The organism is Dryocola clanedunensis subsp. sulfonylureivorans, assembly GCF_016756775.1.
In the GTDB taxonomy this organism is placed as follows: domain Bacteria; phylum Pseudomonadota; class Gammaproteobacteria; order Enterobacterales; family Enterobacteriaceae; genus Dryocola; species Dryocola clanedunensis.
On sequence record NZ_JAERMU010000008.1, the window covers coordinates 78,140 to 95,375 of the forward strand.

17 protein-coding genes are annotated in these 17,236 nt (G+C 55.9%); 9 read left to right on the forward strand and 8 right to left on the reverse strand.

The genetic code is table 11. The annotated features are described in order from the left end of the window. The first annotated feature begins 12 nt into the window (after positions 1 to 12). Positions 13 to 2,400: a phenylalanine--tRNA ligase subunit beta gene (pheT, locus tag HYQ67_RS10020; RefSeq protein WP_202303549.1), complete on the forward strand. Its 2,388-nt coding sequence runs from the start codon at positions 13 to 15 to the stop codon at positions 2,398 to 2,400. Between the two features lie 4 nt (positions 2,401 to 2,404). Next, positions 2,405 to 2,704 carry an integration host factor subunit alpha gene (gene ihfA / locus HYQ67_RS10025; RefSeq protein ID WP_001229265.1) on the forward strand — a complete coding sequence of 100 codons (300 nt, stop codon included), beginning with the start codon at positions 2,405 to 2,407 and terminating at the stop codon, positions 2,702 to 2,704. Between the two features lie 58 nt (positions 2,705 to 2,762). Here ihfA and fos read toward each other — a convergent pair whose 3' ends face one another. Then, entirely contained in the window at positions 2,763 to 3,161 is a 399-nt protein-coding gene (gene fos, locus HYQ67_RS10030) for a fosfomycin resistance glutathione transferase (protein WP_202303550.1), read from the reverse strand. A gap of 124 nt (positions 3,162 to 3,285) precedes the next feature. Between fos and btuC the strand changes: the two genes are divergently transcribed. Continuing rightward, positions 3,286 to 4,266, forward strand: coding sequence for a vitamin B12 ABC transporter permease BtuC (gene btuC, locus HYQ67_RS10035; protein WP_202303551.1), 981 nt, complete (start codon positions 3,286 to 3,288; stop codon positions 4,264 to 4,266). A 24-nt stretch (positions 4,267 to 4,290) separates the two neighbouring features. Here the strand turns inward: btuC and HYQ67_RS10040 are convergent, their stop codons facing one another. Together HYQ67_RS10040 and HYQ67_RS10045 are read right to left on the reverse strand one after the other, a co-directional pair. After that, on the reverse strand, positions 4,291 to 5,160 hold the full coding sequence (locus tag HYQ67_RS10040; protein ID WP_202303552.1) for a glycerophosphodiester phosphodiesterase family protein: 870 nt from the start codon (positions 5,158 to 5,160) through the stop codon (positions 4,291 to 4,293). 223 nt (positions 5,161 to 5,383) lie between these two features. Then, positions 5,384 to 6,076: a B3/B4 domain-containing protein gene (locus HYQ67_RS10045; RefSeq protein WP_202303553.1), complete on the reverse strand. Its 693-nt coding sequence runs from the start codon at positions 6,074 to 6,076 to the stop codon at positions 5,384 to 5,386. 174 nt (positions 6,077 to 6,250) lie between these two features. On the opposite strand from HYQ67_RS10045, the gene HYQ67_RS10050 reads away from it, so the two are divergent. From HYQ67_RS10050 to selO, 6 genes are all read left to right on the forward strand, one after another. Next, positions 6,251 to 6,799, forward strand: coding sequence for a glutathione peroxidase (locus tag HYQ67_RS10050; protein ID WP_202303554.1), 549 nt, complete (start codon positions 6,251 to 6,253; stop codon positions 6,797 to 6,799). Positions 6,800 to 6,802: 3 nt separating this feature from the next. Next, complete coding sequence (btuD, locus tag HYQ67_RS10055; protein WP_202303555.1) at positions 6,803 to 7,558, forward strand: vitamin B12 ABC transporter ATP-binding protein BtuD; 756 nt, start codon at positions 6,803 to 6,805, stop codon at positions 7,556 to 7,558. A 69-nt stretch (positions 7,559 to 7,627) separates the two neighbouring features. Beyond that, complete coding sequence (locus tag HYQ67_RS10060; protein ID WP_202303556.1) at positions 7,628 to 8,089, forward strand: NlpC/P60 family protein; 462 nt, start codon at positions 7,628 to 7,630, stop codon at positions 8,087 to 8,089. Between the two features lie 36 nt (positions 8,090 to 8,125). Next, a complete protein-coding gene (locus tag HYQ67_RS10065) occupies positions 8,126 to 9,100 on the forward strand; it encodes a LacI family DNA-binding transcriptional regulator (protein WP_202303557.1) in 975 nt (324 codons plus the stop codon). 169 nt (positions 9,101 to 9,269) lie between these two features. Further along, entirely contained in the window at positions 9,270 to 9,986 is a 717-nt protein-coding gene (locus HYQ67_RS10070) for an EAL domain-containing protein (protein ID WP_202303558.1), read from the forward strand. A 65-nt stretch (positions 9,987 to 10,051) separates the two neighbouring features. Next, positions 10,052 to 11,497 (forward strand): protein adenylyltransferase SelO, encoded by a 1,446-nt coding sequence (gene selO, locus HYQ67_RS10075; RefSeq protein WP_202303559.1) that lies wholly within the window; start codon positions 10,052 to 10,054, stop codon positions 11,495 to 11,497. Between the two features lie 79 nt (positions 11,498 to 11,576). Here selO and HYQ67_RS10080 read toward each other — a convergent pair whose 3' ends face one another. From HYQ67_RS10080 to HYQ67_RS10100, 5 genes are read right to left on the reverse strand one after another with little or no spacing between them, the layout of a single operon-like run. Beyond that, positions 11,577 to 12,356, reverse strand: a complete 780-nt coding sequence (locus HYQ67_RS10080; protein ID WP_202303560.1) for a heme ABC transporter ATP-binding protein — start codon at positions 12,354 to 12,356, stop codon at positions 11,577 to 11,579. Further along, the gene (locus HYQ67_RS10085) at positions 12,349 to 13,311 is read right to left on the reverse strand and encodes a FecCD family ABC transporter permease (protein WP_202303685.1); all 963 of its coding nucleotides are present in this window, start codon (positions 13,309 to 13,311) and stop codon (positions 12,349 to 12,351) included. Before HYQ67_RS10085 ends, HYQ67_RS10080 begins: the two co-directional genes overlap by 8 nt. 35 nt (positions 13,312 to 13,346) lie before the next feature. Then, the gene (locus HYQ67_RS10090; RefSeq protein WP_202303561.1) at positions 13,347 to 14,162 is read right to left on the reverse strand and encodes a heme/hemin ABC transporter substrate-binding protein; all 816 of its coding nucleotides are present in this window, start codon (positions 14,160 to 14,162) and stop codon (positions 13,347 to 13,349) included. Continuing rightward, positions 14,159 to 15,190 (reverse strand): hemin-degrading factor, encoded by a 1,032-nt coding sequence (locus HYQ67_RS10095; protein ID WP_202303562.1) that lies wholly within the window; start codon positions 15,188 to 15,190, stop codon positions 14,159 to 14,161. Before HYQ67_RS10095 ends, HYQ67_RS10090 begins: the two co-directional genes overlap by 4 nt. Positions 15,191 to 15,200: 10 nt before the next feature. Beyond that, on the reverse strand, positions 15,201 to 17,177 hold the full coding sequence (locus HYQ67_RS10100; protein ID WP_202303563.1) for a TonB-dependent hemoglobin/transferrin/lactoferrin family receptor: 1,977 nt from the start codon (positions 17,175 to 17,177) through the stop codon (positions 15,201 to 15,203). Positions 17,178 to 17,236 lie beyond the last annotated feature (59 nt).

Here is a 17,236-nt window from a genome sequence, read left to right on the forward strand (position 1 = left end):
GCGGGATAGCCAATGAAATTCAGTGAACTCTGGTTACGCGAATGGGTAAACCCAGCCAACAGCAGCGAAGCGCTTTCCGATCAAATCACCATGGCAGGCCTGGAAGTTGACGGCGTTGACGCCGTTGCTGGCGCATTCCACGGTGTGGTTGTGGGTGAAGTCGTTGAGTGCGGTCAGCATCCTAACGCTGACAAACTGCGCGTCACAAAAGTTAACGTAGGTGGAGACCGCCTGCTGGACATCGTCTGCGGCGCACCGAACTGCCGTCAGGGGCTGAAGGTTGCGGTTGCCACCGTCGGCGCTGTGCTGCCGGGCGATTTTAAAATCAAAGCGGCCAAGCTTCGCGGTGAACCGTCTGAGGGCATGCTGTGCTCTTTCTCCGAGCTGGGTATTTCCGACGACCATAACGGCATTATTGAGCTGCCTGCAGATGCGCCAGTCGGCACCGATATCCGCGAATTCCTGAAGCTTAACGACAACACCATTGAAATCAGCGTTACGCCAAACCGTGCGGACTGCCTGGGTATCATCGGCGTTGCGCGTGACGTTGCCGTGCTGAACAAGCTGCCGCTGGTAGAGCCGGAGATGGCACCGGTGGCTGCGACAATCAGCGATACTATCGCGATTAAAGTGGATGCACCTGAGGCGTGTCCGCGCTATCTGGGCCGCGTAGTTAAAGGCATCAACGTTAAAGCACCTACACCGCTATGGATGAAAGAAAAGCTGCGCCGCTGCGGCATTCGCTCCATCGACGCAGTGGTTGACGTGACCAACTACGTCCTGCTGGAGCTTGGTCAGCCAATGCACGCTTTTGACCTGGATTGCATCGACGGCGGTATCGTGGTTCGCATGGCGGAAGAGGGCGAAACCCTGACCCTGCTCGACGGCAACGAAGCAAAACTGAAAGCGGACACGCTGGTCATTGCCGACCATAACAAAGCGCTGGCCATGGGCGGTATCTTCGGCGGCGAACATTCTGGCGTGAACGATGAAACCCAGAACGTCCTGCTGGAGTGCGCCTTCTTCAGTCCGCTGTCCATCACCGGGCGTGCGCGTCGTCATGGTTTACACACCGATGCTTCTCACCGTTACGAACGTGGTGTTGACTCTGCGCTGCAGTATAAAGCAATGGAACGTGCAACCCGCCTGCTGATCGACCTGTGCGGTGGCGAAACTGGCCCGGTTATCGACGTCACCAGCGAAGCGCATCTGCCAAAAGCGGCAACTATCACGCTACGCCGCAGTAAACTGGATCGCCTGATTGGCCATCACATCGATGACGCGCAGGTAAGCGACATTCTGCGCCGTCTGGGCTGTGAAGTGACCGAAGGCCAGGATCAATGGACCGCCGTGGCGCCAGGCTGGCGTTTCGACATGCAGATTGAAGAAGATCTGGTGGAAGAAGTGGCCCGCGTCTATGGTTATAACAATATCCCGGACGAGCCGGTGCAGGCTGGTCTGATCATGGGCAGCCACCGTGAAGCGGATCTCTCCCTGAAGCGCGTGAAAACCATGCTGGTGGACAAAGGCTATCAGGAAGTGATCACCTATAGCTTCGTGGATCCCAAAATTCAGCAGCTGCTGCATCCGGGTGAAGAGAACCTGATCCTGCCAAGCCCAATCTCCAGCGAGATGTCGGCGATGCGTCTTTCTCTGCTGACCGGTTTGCTCAATACGGTTGTTTACAACCAGAACCGCCAGCAGAGCCGCGCGCGTATCTTCGAATCAGGCCTGCGCTTTGTTCCTGATACGCAGGCAGACCTTGGCATCCGCCAGGATCTTATGCTGGCAGGGGCCCTCTGCGGCAACCGCTATGAAGAACACTGGGATCTGGCGCGCAATACCGTCGACTTCTATGATTTGAAGGGCGATCTGGAGTCTATTCTTGATCTGACGGGCAAGCTTTCTGATATCGAATTCAGGGTGGCGAGCAACCCGGCCTTGCATCCAGGCCAAAGTGCAGCCATTTATTTATTGGGCGAATACGTTGGTTTCATTGGTGTTGTCCATCCGGAGCTGGAGCGTAAGCTTTCCCTCAACGGCCGTACGCTGGTCTTTGAACTGCTGTGGAACAAGGTCGCAGACCGCGTGGTGCCTGACGCGCAGGAAATTTCTCGCTTCCCGGCGAACCGTCGCGACATCGCTGTGGTGGTCGCTGAAAACGTTCCCGCAGCAGATATTTTGGTCGAGTGTAAGAAAGTTGGCGCAAATCAGGTAGTTGGCGTAAACTTGTTTGATGTGTACCGTGGCAAAGGCGTAGCCGAAGGTTATAAGAGCCTCGCCATCAGCCTTATCCTTCAGGATACCGGCCGTACACTCGAAGAAGAGGAGATTGCCGCTACCGTTGCAAAATGCGTAGAGGCATTAAAAGAGCGATTCCAGGCATCATTGAGGGATTGAACGTATGGCGCTTACAAAAGCTGAAATGTCAGAATATCTGTTTGATAAGCTTGGGCTTAGCAAACGAGACGCTAAAGAGCTGGTAGAGCTGTTTTTTGAAGAGATCCGTCGCGCTCTGGAAAACGGTGAGCAGGTTAAACTATCAGGTTTTGGCAATTTTGACTTACGCGATAAAAACCAACGTCCCGGGCGTAACCCGAAGACTGGTGAAGATATTCCTATCACGGCCCGCCGTGTGGTGACATTCCGACCTGGTCAGAAGTTGAAGAGTCGGGTTGAAAACGCGTCGCCGAAAGACGAGTAACCTGAGTTAACCAAAAAGGCCGCATTAGCGGCCTTTTTCTTTGGTTCCGAGGGAGAAGCTAATAAAAAATCATCGCTTCGTATGGCTCCTCTTTACACGCCTGAAGTCTTGTCGCGAGATCGCCGCAATGCGCTTCCAGCCTGTGCCCATCAGGGTCCAAAAAATAAACAGACTCACCTTCGCTTTTATTGTCCTTCCATTCAATCACCCCGGCTGCACGTAGCTTGTCACGGAAGGCGTGGATATCTTTGCCGGAAAGGGTGAAGGCGTAGTGGGTGTAATCCTGCTTTGCATCGATCTTGTCCAGCGACAGGCACACCCACAGGTCACCCAGCGTCAGGTATGCACCTGTTAACCATTTCGCCCGCGGAGTCAGGCCCAATACGCTGGTATAGAAAACAAGGCTACGTTCCAGATCGCTTACTGCAAGTGTGAGATGGTTTAATCCTGTTAGCATGTGCTTCTTATTCCGTCAGTTCAGGGATATCTGTGAAGATACATTCCTGCAACGGGCTGGCATAGTCCAGCCTCACCCCGTAAAATCAGCGGTTCGATCGCCAATCTATGGATCCGCCAGCCAGATGCTCACTTTTGTCACTCATCAACGTCGCCTTGAACGCCTTTGGCTTATTGCTCTGATACTGATGTTGATCGCCATGAGCGTCCTGAGCCTTTGCGCCGGTGACCAGTGGTTTGCTCCGCAACAATGGCTGAGCGATGAAGCACAGATATTTGTCTGGCAGATACGCTTGCCCCGTACCCTCGCTGTTTTGCTGGTAGGGGCGGCGCTGGCAATCTCCGGCACCATCATGCAGGCGCTGTTTGAAAACCCGCTGGCGGAACCGGGACTGCTCGGCGTCTCTAACGGTGCCGGTGTGGCGCTCATAGCCGGTGTGCTGCTGGGGCAGGGGATGCTCCCGACATGGGGGCTGGGGCTGTGTGCCATCGCCGGCGCACTGTTCATTACGCTAATACTGCTGCGCTTCTCCCGTCGTCATCTGTCTACCAGCCGCCTGCTGCTGGCGGGCGTTGCGCTGGGAATTATTTGCAGCGCGCTGATGACCTGGGCCGTTTACTTCAGCAGCAGCCTCGATTTGCGGCAGCTGATGTACTGGATGATGGGGGGCTTTGGCGGCGTGGACTGGAGCCAGTGGTGGCTGATGGTCACCCTGCTGCCGGTCATGGCCTGGCTGTGCCGCAGCTACGCGCCGTTAAACCTGATGGCTCTGGGAGAGACCTCGGCTCGTCAGCTTGGGCTGTCGGTCTGGATGTGGCGTAATATACTCGTTATCGCTATCGGCTGGCTGGTGGGGGTCAGCGTGGCGCTTGCCGGAGCTATTGGTTTTATTGGCCTGGTGATCCCGCATATGCTGCGTCTGAAAGGGCTGACCGATCACCGGGTTCTGCTGCCCGCCAGTGCGCTTGCGGGAGCCGCCGTGCTGCTGGGGGCGGACATCATCGCCCGTCTTGCCCTGACTTCCGCCGAATTGCCAATAGGCGTAGTGACCGCAACGCTTGGCGCACCCGTATTTATCGGCCTGCTTTTGAAATCCAGCCGGTAGATTGCCATCCAGCCTTTGCCTCTGTCAGCGGTGCATTTCTTTAAACGCCGCCGGGGAGTCAACCAGCACGCCATCGGCCCCTAGTTCTGATGCCTTCTGGAAATCTTCCGGCGTGTTAACGCCGAACAGGATGATGTGCGCGCCGCCTGCGGCCCTGAAACAGTCCATGGCTTCTTTATCCCAGCTCAGAATGGCTCTGGAATGGCCCTCGCCGAGGGTGAATTTCTCAACGACGTCGACCTCGCGTTTCAGCTCAAGGCCATACCAGCGGTCGCTCTTTTCACTCGCGGGAATGCTGCACTGGTGGTTCATCGTAATATTGGCAAGCGCCGTGCGGGTAGTATCCCTGCTGGCGAAGCGGGCGATATTAGCGGGCAGGGCATGAAGATATTTTTCATCTGTGGAATAGACGCGTGTGCGACTGAGGCTACGGGTTTTCTTTAATACGGCCTCAAGCGCTGCGGCCATTTTATCCGCTGCGGCGTCAGGGGATTTTATATCAATAAAGAAAAAGGTTTCCGGCCATTTTTTCAGAACGCTTTCCAGCGTGGGAATGCCGTTCCCTTTGTTGCGGTAAGGAAAATCTGGTTTACCAAAGGAATAACCAGCATCGAGCTTATTCAGCTGTACGGCCGTATATGTGGATACCGGGCCGGTGGCGTTGGTCAAGGCTTTTAAATCTGCCGGACGGTAGAGTACGGGCACGCCATCCTTCGAAAGCTGTACCGTGATCCATATAGCATCTGCTTTGTTTTCCAGAGCCTTACCGATAGCGGCAAGCGTGTTCTCGGGCGCATCCCCCGTGCCGCCGCGGTGGGCGACTATTGCCGGGCTGGCGTGAACCACGGCGGCGGAGCTTAATAACAACAGGCCCATCAGCGGTTTACATTTCATGATATATCCTTATTTTTTGCAATGATAAATAACCTCGTTCCTGCTTATTCGGTAGCGATTCCATTGATAATGGATGCGACTAAGCGTGTCTATATAATTATCGATAAGGCACATTAAATGCCGTTTGGCGGGAATATAAATATTCAGGTGGTGATTGCATTTAATGAAATATATTTATAATAATGATTAATTGGCGGGCCGCCTGAGTCGGCGGCCTGGGAAATTACATTTCGGCGCTGAGATACTGCATTTTGATAGTTGCGCCCGGCATCATACGTTGCAGACCGGCAATAAATGCATCACCTGCCTGTTGCAGGGCTTCCTGCGGCATCGCCGGTAAACTTTCGAGAATAAACCACATATGCTGTGCTTGAGAGTCCAGGCGGGTTCTGATGCCCTGACGCCAGTTCCAGCGGCGGCAGGTGACCCCTTTGTCGTCACGCCAGATGACTTCACCAACATCCGGAGATTCGAGGGTAGGTTCGCCTTCCTTCATGATATCGAAGGCTTCGTTGCCCTCTGCAAAGGTGAGGCGAGGGTTGCCAACGTAGGCCTGTGCATTTTCGCCGCCAACGGGCAGGGCATAGCGAATACTGATGGCGTTATACAGATCCACTACGGGGTCTATGGCGGGCAGAGAGCCATCTTTCAGGACGCGTTTGCGTAGCGCATCGGCAGAGTTTGGCGTGCGCTTTGGTTTGGCGCCGAAGGCTTTGAACACTTCATGCCAGGCATCCAGGTGGGCTGCCGCCCAGGGAACATCATTTTCAACTACGTCTTTGCACGCCTGCTTTAAGGCGGCCTCTGCCACTTCCGGGTGAAGAAGCGGGGCGGCTTCAACGAGGATGCTCAACGCCCTGAAGTCCGGCGCAATGCGGCTAAGGGACGGGTCGATAGAAGGTGAAAAAGAGCTCATGGACTTTTCCTGTCGTTGATGATTGAAGTTATTCACTATTTTACCCCCGACGAGGGCAAAAAAAACAAAAAACCTTTGCCGCTATAGCTATTATTAAAGGCCAGGTGGTAGCCTGGCAGGCTCCCGGTCTGTGACCGGATACCACCTCACCGCGCTAGATACTAAGGGGATGCTATGCAGGATATTCTGAACACCGAGATCAAAACCATTGATGGCGAAACGACGACGCTTGAGCGCTGGAAGGGAAACGTGCTGCTGCTGGTCAACGTCGCCTCGAAGTGCGGCCTGACCGCGCAGTACGAACAGCTGGAAAATATTCATAAGGCCTGGGCAGACAGAGGGTTTACCGTACTCGGATTCCCGTGCAACCAGTTTCTGGGCCAGGAGCCCGGCAGCGAAGAAGAAATTAAAACTTTCTGCAGCACGACCTACGGCGTCACTTTCCCGATGTTCAGCAAGCTGGAGGTAAACGGTGAAAACCGCCATCCGCTGTATCAGAAGCTAATCGACGCGGCGCCGAAAGCGGTCGCACCTGAAGACAGCGGTTTTTACGAACGTCTGAGCAGCAAAGGCCGTGCGCCGCTCTACCCGGACGATATCCTGTGGAACTTTGAAAAGTTTCTGGTGGGTCGCGACGGACAGGTCGTGCAGCGTTTCTCTCCGGACATGACCCCGGAAGATCCTATCGTAATGGAAGCCATCAAAATGGCGCTGGCGAAGTAAATTATGTCGCTTTTGCAGTTAACGGATGTGGGGGTTGTCGGCAGGCTTGGCCCCATTACTGCCTCAGTCAAACCGGGCGAACTCGTCCATCTTGTCGGGCCAAATGGTGCCGGGAAAAGTACCCTGATTACCCGTTTAGCGGGGTTATCTTCAGGGGAAGGTCAGATTGCCTTTAAAGCGCTTCCGCTAACGGAGTGGTCCCCGGTTGCACTTTCGCGCAGTCGAGCTTATCTCACGCAGCAGCAGCTCCCCCCTTTTGCGATGCCCGTCTGGCACTACCTGCAATTACATCAGGCGGCAAAGCAGGCAGAGGAGGTCATGTTACAACTGGTGGATGCTTTCTGGCTGACGGACAAACTTAACCGTCCAGTGAATCAACTTTCCGGAGGTGAATGGCAGAGGGTAAGGCTGGCTGCGGTGATCCTGCAGATTCACCCTCAGGTGAATCCGCAGGGAAGTTTGCTGCTGCTGGATGAGCCAATGAACAGCCTGGATGTGGCGCAGCAGGCTGCGCTTGACCGCCAGCTGCTCGCATTGTGTGAGGCGGGTATTGCGGTGGTCATGAGCAGCCATGACCTGAACCATTCACTGCGCCATGCCCATACAGCCTGGTTGTTACGAGCAGGTAAAATGGTTGCACAAGGCGCGCGAGACGACGTTCTTACTCCGCAACATTTAGCAAAAGCCTACAACATGCATTTCAGACGGTTACAAATTGAGGGGCATAGTATGCTCATTACGCCGCTTTCCGGGGCCTAAAACTTGCATCAATTCATGGGTAAGCGCTAAATTACAGACAATTATAAACGGTTAGGATTAGCCTGAAAAATGCGCGTATGGCTTATAGCAGTGGCATGTCTGATACTCGCAGGGTGTAGTCATCACGCTCCGCCGCCCAATGGGCGCCTTTCAGACTCAATAACGGTAATAGCAAAACTTAACGATCAGCTAAGTGGCTGGCGTGGCACGCCATATCGTTATGGCGGCATGAGTCGTCATGGCGTCGACTGTTCCGGGTTTGTCTTAACGACCTTCCGGGATCAATTTGATCTGCAACTTCCGCGTGAAACCAGTGCGCAGGCCGAGATCGGCACGGAAATCGATAAAAGTGATTTGCTTCCGGGCGATCTGGTGTTCTTTAAAACGGGAGCGGGGGACAGTGGGTTGCATGTTGGCATTTACGATACCGACAACCAGTTTATCCATGCTTCCACCAGCAGAGGCGTCATGCGCTCCTCGCTGGATAACGTCTACTGGCGTAAAAAGTTCTGGCAGGCTCGCCGTATCTGAATCTGTCTGGTCGTTAATTCGATGTGAAGGGGCCTGATGATGACTCTTGAAGATGTCGCCGCAAGCGCCGGGGTTTCTCGCGCGACCGTTTCGCGGGTAGTCAACGGCGATGCTAAAGTGAAGCAGCAGACGCGCGTTAAAGTGGAAGCGGCTATCGCTGAATTAGGTTATTCCCCCCATCCTGCCGCCCGTGCTCTCGCCTCAAGCCAGAGCAACACGCTCGGGCTCGTCACCACCAATTATCGAGGCGGTTTTTTTGGTGCGCTGATGGACACGGTGCAGAGCGAAACCGAGCTTCACGGCAAGCAGCTGCTGGTGACGCAAGGTCGTAGTAGCGCAGAAAATGAGCTAAACGCTATTCAGCGGCTTTATAACCTGCGCTGCGACGGGCTGATTTTGCATATTCGCGCACTCGAAGATGAAACATTACGGAAACTAGCCGGGCAGGGCCGTCAATTTGTGGTGCTGGACCGTCATGTTGCAGGGCTTGAAGAGCGCTGTGTGGTATTCGATCATCGTTACGCAAGCGAGCTGGCAACACAGGTGTTCATTAACGGCGGACATACCAAGATTGCCTGTCTGCATGGGCCAACAAATCGTGCTTCCAGTTTATTACGCAGGCAAGGCTTTCTGGATGCGATGCAGAAAGCGGGGTTAACGCCTGTCGCGCTCCTGGAAGGGGATTACGACATGCCAGGTGGGCATCATCAAACCTCTGTTTTACTGGACAGGGTGCAGCCGTCGGCAATTTATTGTTGTAATGAAGAAATGGCACTTGGTGCAATGCTGGCGATTAATGAACGGGGATTGCGCATTCCGCAGGATATCTCTTTGATATGTTATGACAGCGGCGAACGGGCACCGTTTGTTCGTCCGGCAATAACCAGCGTACATTTTCCAATTAGTGAAATGGCCCGTTACGCGACGCAGAAATTATTGAACGATCAATGTGATAAACAAACATTTCCCCCACAGATAGTGGAACGAGATTCCGTACGTGATTATCACTAAGACTAGCCTTAAAGAGGTATCCAGGATAAGCTAAATATATCCTTAAAGGACTAATCTTAAGTATTCCAGGGAAACAAGTGACCTTAATCCATGTAAAATCAATCCAGTGGATACTGGATGCTCATCGCACGACGGTGCCGTCCGCCTTTTTAGACTCACGGCTGGCAACATGATCGTCTCTCTGGATATTGTTTATCACTCGCAGTTTTATTTCATGCCTCTTCGAACGCCGGAAGGGCTGCTCTATGGCGCTGAGTTAATCACTAACTTCGTGGGTGTTGATACGCCCGTGCGTATTCCAACGGGATTGATTTCGCCTTATATTACGGCGGAACAAGAACTCGCGTTGTTCAAAGAAAAATTATCCCTGCTGGGAAACTATGAAAAAATCTTTCAGTTTCGTGAACTCGTTATCTGGCTAAATATAAGCGAGGAAATCGTTAGTGCTATTCTGTCTACTCCAGAATTAATTGCCCGCCTGAAGCAATTATCGTTCATCGCGTTAACTATTAATGAAAACTTTAGTGATTTAAATCTGGGCAATGACAATTTGCGGCTGCGGGAATTAGGTAGGCACTTCCCCCTGGCGCTGGCCAATTTTGGTGCAGGTATTGCTACCACAAAATCCATCTTTGATGGCGTCTTTACCTCTGTCAGGCTGGATCGGGCATTTATCCAAAAACAGCTGCCTGCAAAATCTTTTGTCCCGTTCATGATGGCCATACGTGCTCAGCTGTCGCCGTTTTGCCGTGACATGCTGGTGGCGGGTATCGATGATGAAGCGGCTCGCAGCAGAGTTGCGCCACTCGGCTTTAGCGCCATGCAGGGTGGGCTTTGGCCGGCTGTGCCAGCAGATTCCCTGAGCAAGCTTATCCCACCGCCTTAATAACCCTGCTGTCAGCCCGTGTTTAATGACTGACGTAACCACTACACTGTCAGTCAGGAGGATCCATGACTGATAACCCCGTATTTAAAAATAGCTGGCACGACGAGCTGGTCGGCTTTTACAGCGAACTCAATCCCACGCCGCTGCGTAATCCGCATTTGCTTTATCATAACCGCCAGCTGGCGAACGAGTTGGGCCTCGCGGCCGATCTTTTCGACGCGGCACACACGGGCATCTGGAGCGGAGAGGCTCTGCTTCCGGGTATGCAGCCTGTGGCTCAGGTATACAGCGGACATCAGTTCGGCGTCTGGGCAGGCCAGCTGGGGGACGGACGAGGGATCCTGCTGGGTGAACAACAGCTCCCCGACGGCCGCAAATTCGACTGGCATCTGAAAGGTGCAGGCCTCACGCCGTATTCCCGCATGGGTGACGGCAGAGCGGTGCTTCGTTCTACGATCCGCGAGTTTCTGGCCAGCGAAGCGATGCATGGCCTGGGGATCCCCACAACCCGAGCGCTGACAATCGTTACCAGCGATACGCCGGTAAGACGCGAAACGACCGAGCAGGGTGCAATGCTGATGCGTATTGCCCAAAGCCACGTTCGCTTTGGCCATTTCGAACATTTCTACTACCGACGCGAACCCCAAAAAGTCCAGCAGCTGGCCGATTACGTTATTGCCCATCACTGGCCTGAACTGGTCGGGCAGGAGGATCGCTATGCGCTGTGGTTCCGGGATGTTGTTGAGCGCACGGCCAGTATGATTGCCCAATGGCAGGCCGTCGGTTTTGCTCATGGCGTGATGAACACCGACAATATGTCGATCCTCGGCCTCACGATGGATTACGGCCCGTATGGCTTCCTGGATGACTACCAGCCAGATTTTATCTGCAACCACTCAGACCACCAGGGCCGTTACGCTTTTGATAACCAGCCCGCCGTTGGCCTGTGGAATCTGCAGCGTCTGGCGCAGTCGCTGTCGCCGTTTATTGATGTGGACGTTCTGAACGAGACGCTCGACCACTATCAGTTTGCCCTGATGCGTATGTTCGGCACCATGATGCGGGCGAAATTAGGTTTTCTCACCGAGGAGAAGGCGGATAACGATTTGCTCACCGAACTCTTCGCCTTGATGACGAAAGAGCACAGCGACTATACGCGAACCTTCCGCATGCTGAGTGACACGGAGCAAAACGTTGCCAGCTCGCCTCTGCGTGATGAGTTTGTCGACCGGGCTGCTTTCGACAGCTGGTTTACCCGTTACCGGGACAGATTGCAGCTTGAGCAAATCAGCGATGCGCAGCGTCAGGCAGTGATGAAAGCCGCGAATCCATCGGTGGTGCTGAGAAACTGGCTGGCGCAGCGGGCAATCAGTGCGGCTGAGGAAGGGGACGTCAGCGAGGTGGCCCGTCTGCATGAGGCGCTGAGCCAGCCGTTTGCAGATCACGCGGATGATTTAGCCCAGCGCCCGCCGGACTGGGGTAAACATCTGGAAGTGAGCTGCTCAAGCTAGAATTGTGTTGGATGACGCTTCGCTTATCCCCCCTACAATACTTCGACGGTCGGCTAAGCGTTGCGTCATTCGATACACATCACGGCTTCAGTAAAACCTGTGGAACAGGGTGTTCAGGGCTGCTGAACACCTTTAGTTCTGCCTGATACCAATGCTGAAGCGTTGCCTCATTTAATACCTCCCGCGGTGTGCCTTCGGCAACCAACCTGCCGCCGTGCAACAAAACGATGCGATCGGCCCACAGGGCTGCCTGATTGAGATCGTGCACCACCACGCAAACCGCTAACGTTCCCATCTGCGCCAGCCTGCGCAGCAGGCGCAGAACATGCTGCTGGTGGTAGAGGTCTAACGCGGAAGTCGGTTCATCCAGAAACAGCCAGCCGCGCGGCTGCCCGCGGTGCCAGAGCTGCGCCAGCGCTCTCGCCAGCTGAACCCGCTGCTGCTCGCCGCCGGAGAGCTGACAGAAGTCCCGGCCCGCAAGGGCATCACAGCCGGTCAGCGCCATCACTTCTTTTACCACCGCGGCGGAATCAGCCGCAGGCCACGGCGCGCGGCCCATCTTGATGACGTCTTCTACCTTCCAGCTAAAGGCCATGCCCCCACGCTGCCGCATCACCGCCCGCCTGCGCGACAAGGCTTCATTGGACCATGCATCCAGGGAATGCCCGGACAGAAGTACCCTTCCTTGATCCGGCGGCTGGTAGCCGGTGAGGACCCGTAATAACGTTGATTTTCCTGCGCCGTTCGGCCCGATTAACGCGACGACTTCACCAGGTGCCAGCTTCAGGCTGACATCATCAAGCAGCTTACGGGTCCCGGCATACAGCGAAATATGCTGCGCCTGAAGAAACTCACCCATCTGTCTCTCTCCGTTGACGGAAAATCAGCGCCAGGAACCACGGGCCGCCCAGCAGGCTGGTCAACAGGCCGACCGGCATTTCCGCCGGTGCAACCAGGGTGCGGGCGAGCGTATCGGCGACCAGCAGCAGTATCGCCCCCGCCAGTACCGAGCCGGGGATCAGCCAGCGGTGATCTGCACCCAGCCACATTCTCACCAGGTGAGGAATGACCAGCCCGACAAAGCCTATAACACCGCTCACCGCGACGGCTGCCGCAACCAGCAGGGCGCTGAGCACCAGCAGTTGCCGCTGGGTACGCTTGACGTCGACTCCCAGATAATGCGCCTCTTCATCACCAAGCTGGAGGAGGTTCAGCCGTGAGCAGAGGTAAGCGATACCCAGAGAGGCGGGAAGCACAAAAGAGGCCGTGGCGAGCAGCGTTGACCACTGCGCCTGCCCAAGGCTGCCCATGCCCCACAGCGACAGCTGACGAAGCTGGGCGTCGTTACTGACCCATGAAAGCACGCCAACCGCCGCACCGCAGAGGGCGTTAATAGCGATGCCAACCAGCAGCAGTCGTGACAGGCTATTACTGCCCTGGCGACTTAAGACAAAAATTGCCAACGTGACGACGAGACTGCCAACAAACGCCGCTAGCATTGGGGCGTATAGCGCCAGTACGGCGGGCAACGCCAGAGGCAAAACGACCGACAGGCCAACGGTAAGCGCGGCACCGCTGCTGATACCTAGCAGCCCAGGATCCGCCAGAGGATTACGGAACAGCCCCTGCATAACACAGCCGGAAAGCGCCAGTGCGCCCCCTATCAGCGCAGCCAGCAGCACGCGCGGCAGACGGATATTCAGCCAGATGTGACGAAACGTTTCATCATGTGCCTGCCATAGCACGGCAATCGACAGACGCATTGCCCCCAGGTTGGTGGCAATCAGCGCCAGCGCCAGCAGCACCAGCCCCATAGCCCAAAGAGCATGGCCGGGGAGAGGGCGTTTAATCACGGCAGCCGCTCCGCTTTTTGACGCAGCGCGACAATAGCGTCCGGCGTTTGCAGGCCGAAGCCGAGCAGCGCCATATCATCCACGACCAGCAGCTGACGGTTTTTCCCCGCCGGAGTTTGCGCCAGACCCGGCAGCGTCCAGACGTTGTTTTCCCCTCCAAGCGTTCTGACCCCGTCAGCCGTGATCAGCACCAGCTGCGGCTGGCTTGCGATGACCCCCTCCTGGGACAGCGGTTGATAGCGCTTAAAGCCCTGCATCGCATTTTGCAGCCCGGCGGCCCGAATGGCGGCGTCGGCAGCCGTTTCCTGCCCGGCAGCCATCGCGCTCATCCCACCGTGACTCATAATGAACAGCACTTTGACGGGCAGCGACCGTGTGGGTACCGAGGCCAGCTTATCGTTGACTTCTTTGCGTAAAGCCGCACCTTCTGGAGATTTACCCAGCGCTTTTGCTACGGCGGCAATTTTGCCGTCAATGCCGCTGAGCGAGTTTTCAGCAGGAATGGTGACCACTTCAACTTTGCTTGTCGCAACCTGCTCCAGCGCCAGCGAAGGCTTTGCCTGCGCGCTCGCCAGCACAAGCGTAGGCCGCATGGCAAGAATGCCCTCTGCATTTAGCTGGCGCATATACCCGACATCCGGCAGCCTCGCAGCTGCCGCCGGATGCAGGCTGGTACTATCGCGGGCAACCAGCTCGCTGCCCGCTCCCAGCGCCCAGGCGATCTCGGTCACATCGCCGCCAATCGTGACCACGCGCGCCTGAGCACCCGCAAGCATCGGCAGCGCGAGCAGGGCGGCTAACCAACGTTTCATGCCGCAAGTCCTTTGTCAGGCAATGCTGCCAGCTGAGCGCGCCACTGCTGCTGCTCCGGCTGGCCCTCGGTACGCTGACCGTAAAGCTGCGCGATCTGCGTACCGTCGGCGGCAAACAGCTCCAGGCTGGTGACGAAACCGTCGCCGCTCGGTTTGCGGGTGATCCAGCTTTCCGCGATGGTGTCCGCCATCAGGTGCAGGGTGAACTGAGGGTTGAAGATGTTGATCCAGTTGTCCATCGGCACCAGTTTTTCCACGACGCCGGTGAAAATCTGTACCGCACCACGGTTGCCGACAAAAATCATAATCTCGTTTTGATCCTGCAACGCCAGTGACAGAAGCTGCTCCAGCGCGCCATTATCAACCTGCTGAGCCAGATCGTCTGCCACCAGATGGAACGCCTGCTGGCGCGTCAGCCGGTGGCGCTTAAGCAGGCCGAAGAACTGGTGAACGTCGTTCATGCTGCGCCATTCTTCCTCAACCAGGCGAGCATCCACCGCCGGAGACATCACGCTTTCTTCTGCCTTCTGCAAAGCCAGCGCCGGGTTATCCGCAAAGATAAACTTCGCCAGTACCTGGCCCCAGGCGCTGAAGTCGGTGTTATCCGTGGTGTAGACCTTCAGCAGCGCATCCCCCTGGTGGTCAAAGAACTGAAGACTCTGACGTTCACCGCGGGCGGTGGCTTCGCGAACGTGAAACGCGCTTGCCCACTGATTCAGAAACAGACGCAGATCCAGCGCACGTGGATTCAGCACCAGGCCCGCATGGCCTTCAAGGTGCTGGTTTTCATAGCGTCCGACCTGTTCGTGTACCGCATATTCATTGCGGCAAATAGATTTGGTTTCCCCCACGCTTTCCAGCGCCGCCAGGATCTCGCGGGCTTCACCTTTCAGGCGCCAGGCGTCATGCCCGACCCGGAAGTGGGTTAACTCGGCTTCACTGATTTTCATCCGTTTTGCGATGTCGCGTGCATATTGCTTAGGGTGCTGCTGTTTAAGCTGCAGCCACTCTTCATAACGTTGCGTCATGCGATACTCCTTACCATTGATAACTAACGAATAACCTACCGTTACGGCCATCCTGAGGAAGGCCCTGTGGCGACCAGTACGCTTTGTCGAAGGCGTTGCCAAACACCAGCGATGTTGTCAGACCCCGCCATGCCTGCTGGCCGCGATAGCTGACGTAAAAATCGTTCACGCCGTAGCCTGGCTGCTCGCTGTAGCTGCTGCTGATATGCGTCGATCGCTCTGCAAAGGTGCCTACCCAGCCAACGGAGAAGCCGCTCTGCGCCACCGGAATATCCAGGATGCTGGTGACGGTGTCCGGGTTGAGGCTGGAGATCCAGTCGCCGGTATCCCTGTCTTTACCACGTGTACGGTTGTAGGCCAGGTCCAGGCTGAACAGATCGCTGGTGTACCTGGCCATCATGTCCCAGCCCCAGATTTTCGCGTCAGGAACGTTGTAGGACATGGTGGTTGCTTTCGCGAAGTCCACGGTGGTTGAAATATAGTCCCTGGCGTTGGTGTCGAAGTAGCTGGCTTTAAACTCAATGCCGTCGTTGGCGAGCATCAGGTCATCAAAGCGCAGGCCGAATCCATACTCCTGCGTCTCATTGGTTTCCGGGCGCAGGTTCGGGTTTGGCACCCAGTAGTTGGTGTAAAACGATCCAATTGAGAAGTGTTTGGCATCGTTGTACATCTCGCCCATGGTAGGCGCACGGAAGGCCTGGGCGTAGGAGCCAAACAGCATTAACCAGTCGGTTGGCGTGATGGATACCGCGCCGCGGGATGACCATTTATCCGCGTCCACGTCGTCGTAACCGTCGCTGCTGCCGCTATAGTTGTCATAACGTGTACCGGCGAGCAGGGAAACAGGGAGGTCGCGCAGGGTGATTTCGTCCTGCAACCAGCCCGAACTAAAGTCGATCTTAGCCTGCGGAAAACCGGTGGTATTGCCAGCAGGGTTCTGCTCCTGGCGGTAGTATTCGCCGCCGTAGGTCAGCAGGTGCGCGGCGAAACTGTCGGTAAACAGGTGGCTGCGGTTTTCAACCTTACCGCCTTTGGTCGTTTGTTTACGGAATTCACCCCCGTCTGTCGGCGTCTGGGCGTTGATGCGCGCTTCGGACCAGTAGGCCGTAGCGTCAGCGTTCAGCCAGTCGTTATCCCGCGGCCCAAGGTGGTATTTAAGCTGGGCGTCACGCTGGATGGTTGAACGGTTCGCCATTGGATTTGAATCGGTTGCGTCTGTCGTTTGCGGATTTTTTGGCTCCAGCGCGTCGTTGTTGTAATAGCGCAGAGAGCCAGAAAGGGACTGGGCCGAGTCAATACGCCAGGTGCCTTTGGTCAGGAAGTTGCTGATATTTTCATCGTTAGGTGCGGTTTCGCCATCGCTCTGCCGGATATCTCCACGATCGCGGCTGGACCAGGCCACTACGCCGTCGAGATCGTCGGTTCGGCCAAAGGCGCTGGCACCCATGCCAATACTATGGTCGCCCGTAGCGCCAGTCCCAAACACGCGGTAGCCGCTGTTCTGCCCGGCAAAGAGCAGATCGCTTGCATCAGCAGTTTCATAAGAAATGACGCCGCCCAGCGCGCCGCTGCCATACAGCAGGGCGCCAGGGCCACGGACGATCTCAACGCGTTTGACAAGCGCGGGATCTAAAAAGGTGCTGTTCAGGTGCCCGGTGTCGGTTCCCTGACGTATACCATCAACCAGTATCAGTACGCCACGGCGATCGTAGCCGCGCATTGAAACATCCTGGCCGTTGGTGCGTCCGCTTCCGGAAAGGGTAATACCGGGGACTTTGCGCAGCATATCGGCTGCCGAAGAAGCGGTCTGTCCTTCCGGCGTGTCCGCGTCGAGCACGCTGACCATCATCGGTGCTTCAAACGTACTGCGTTCGTTCCCGGTAGCAACAACGGTGACCTGATCGTCTGCTGCTAAGGCGGGCAGGGCAGTGAACACCGCAACGGTCAAAAGAGACAGGCGGAATCCGGCTGTGTGTAAAAATGGCATAGCGCAACTCTCCATGAGGAACAATAAGCGCTGGCTGCCTGGGGGACCTGGGTGGCTTG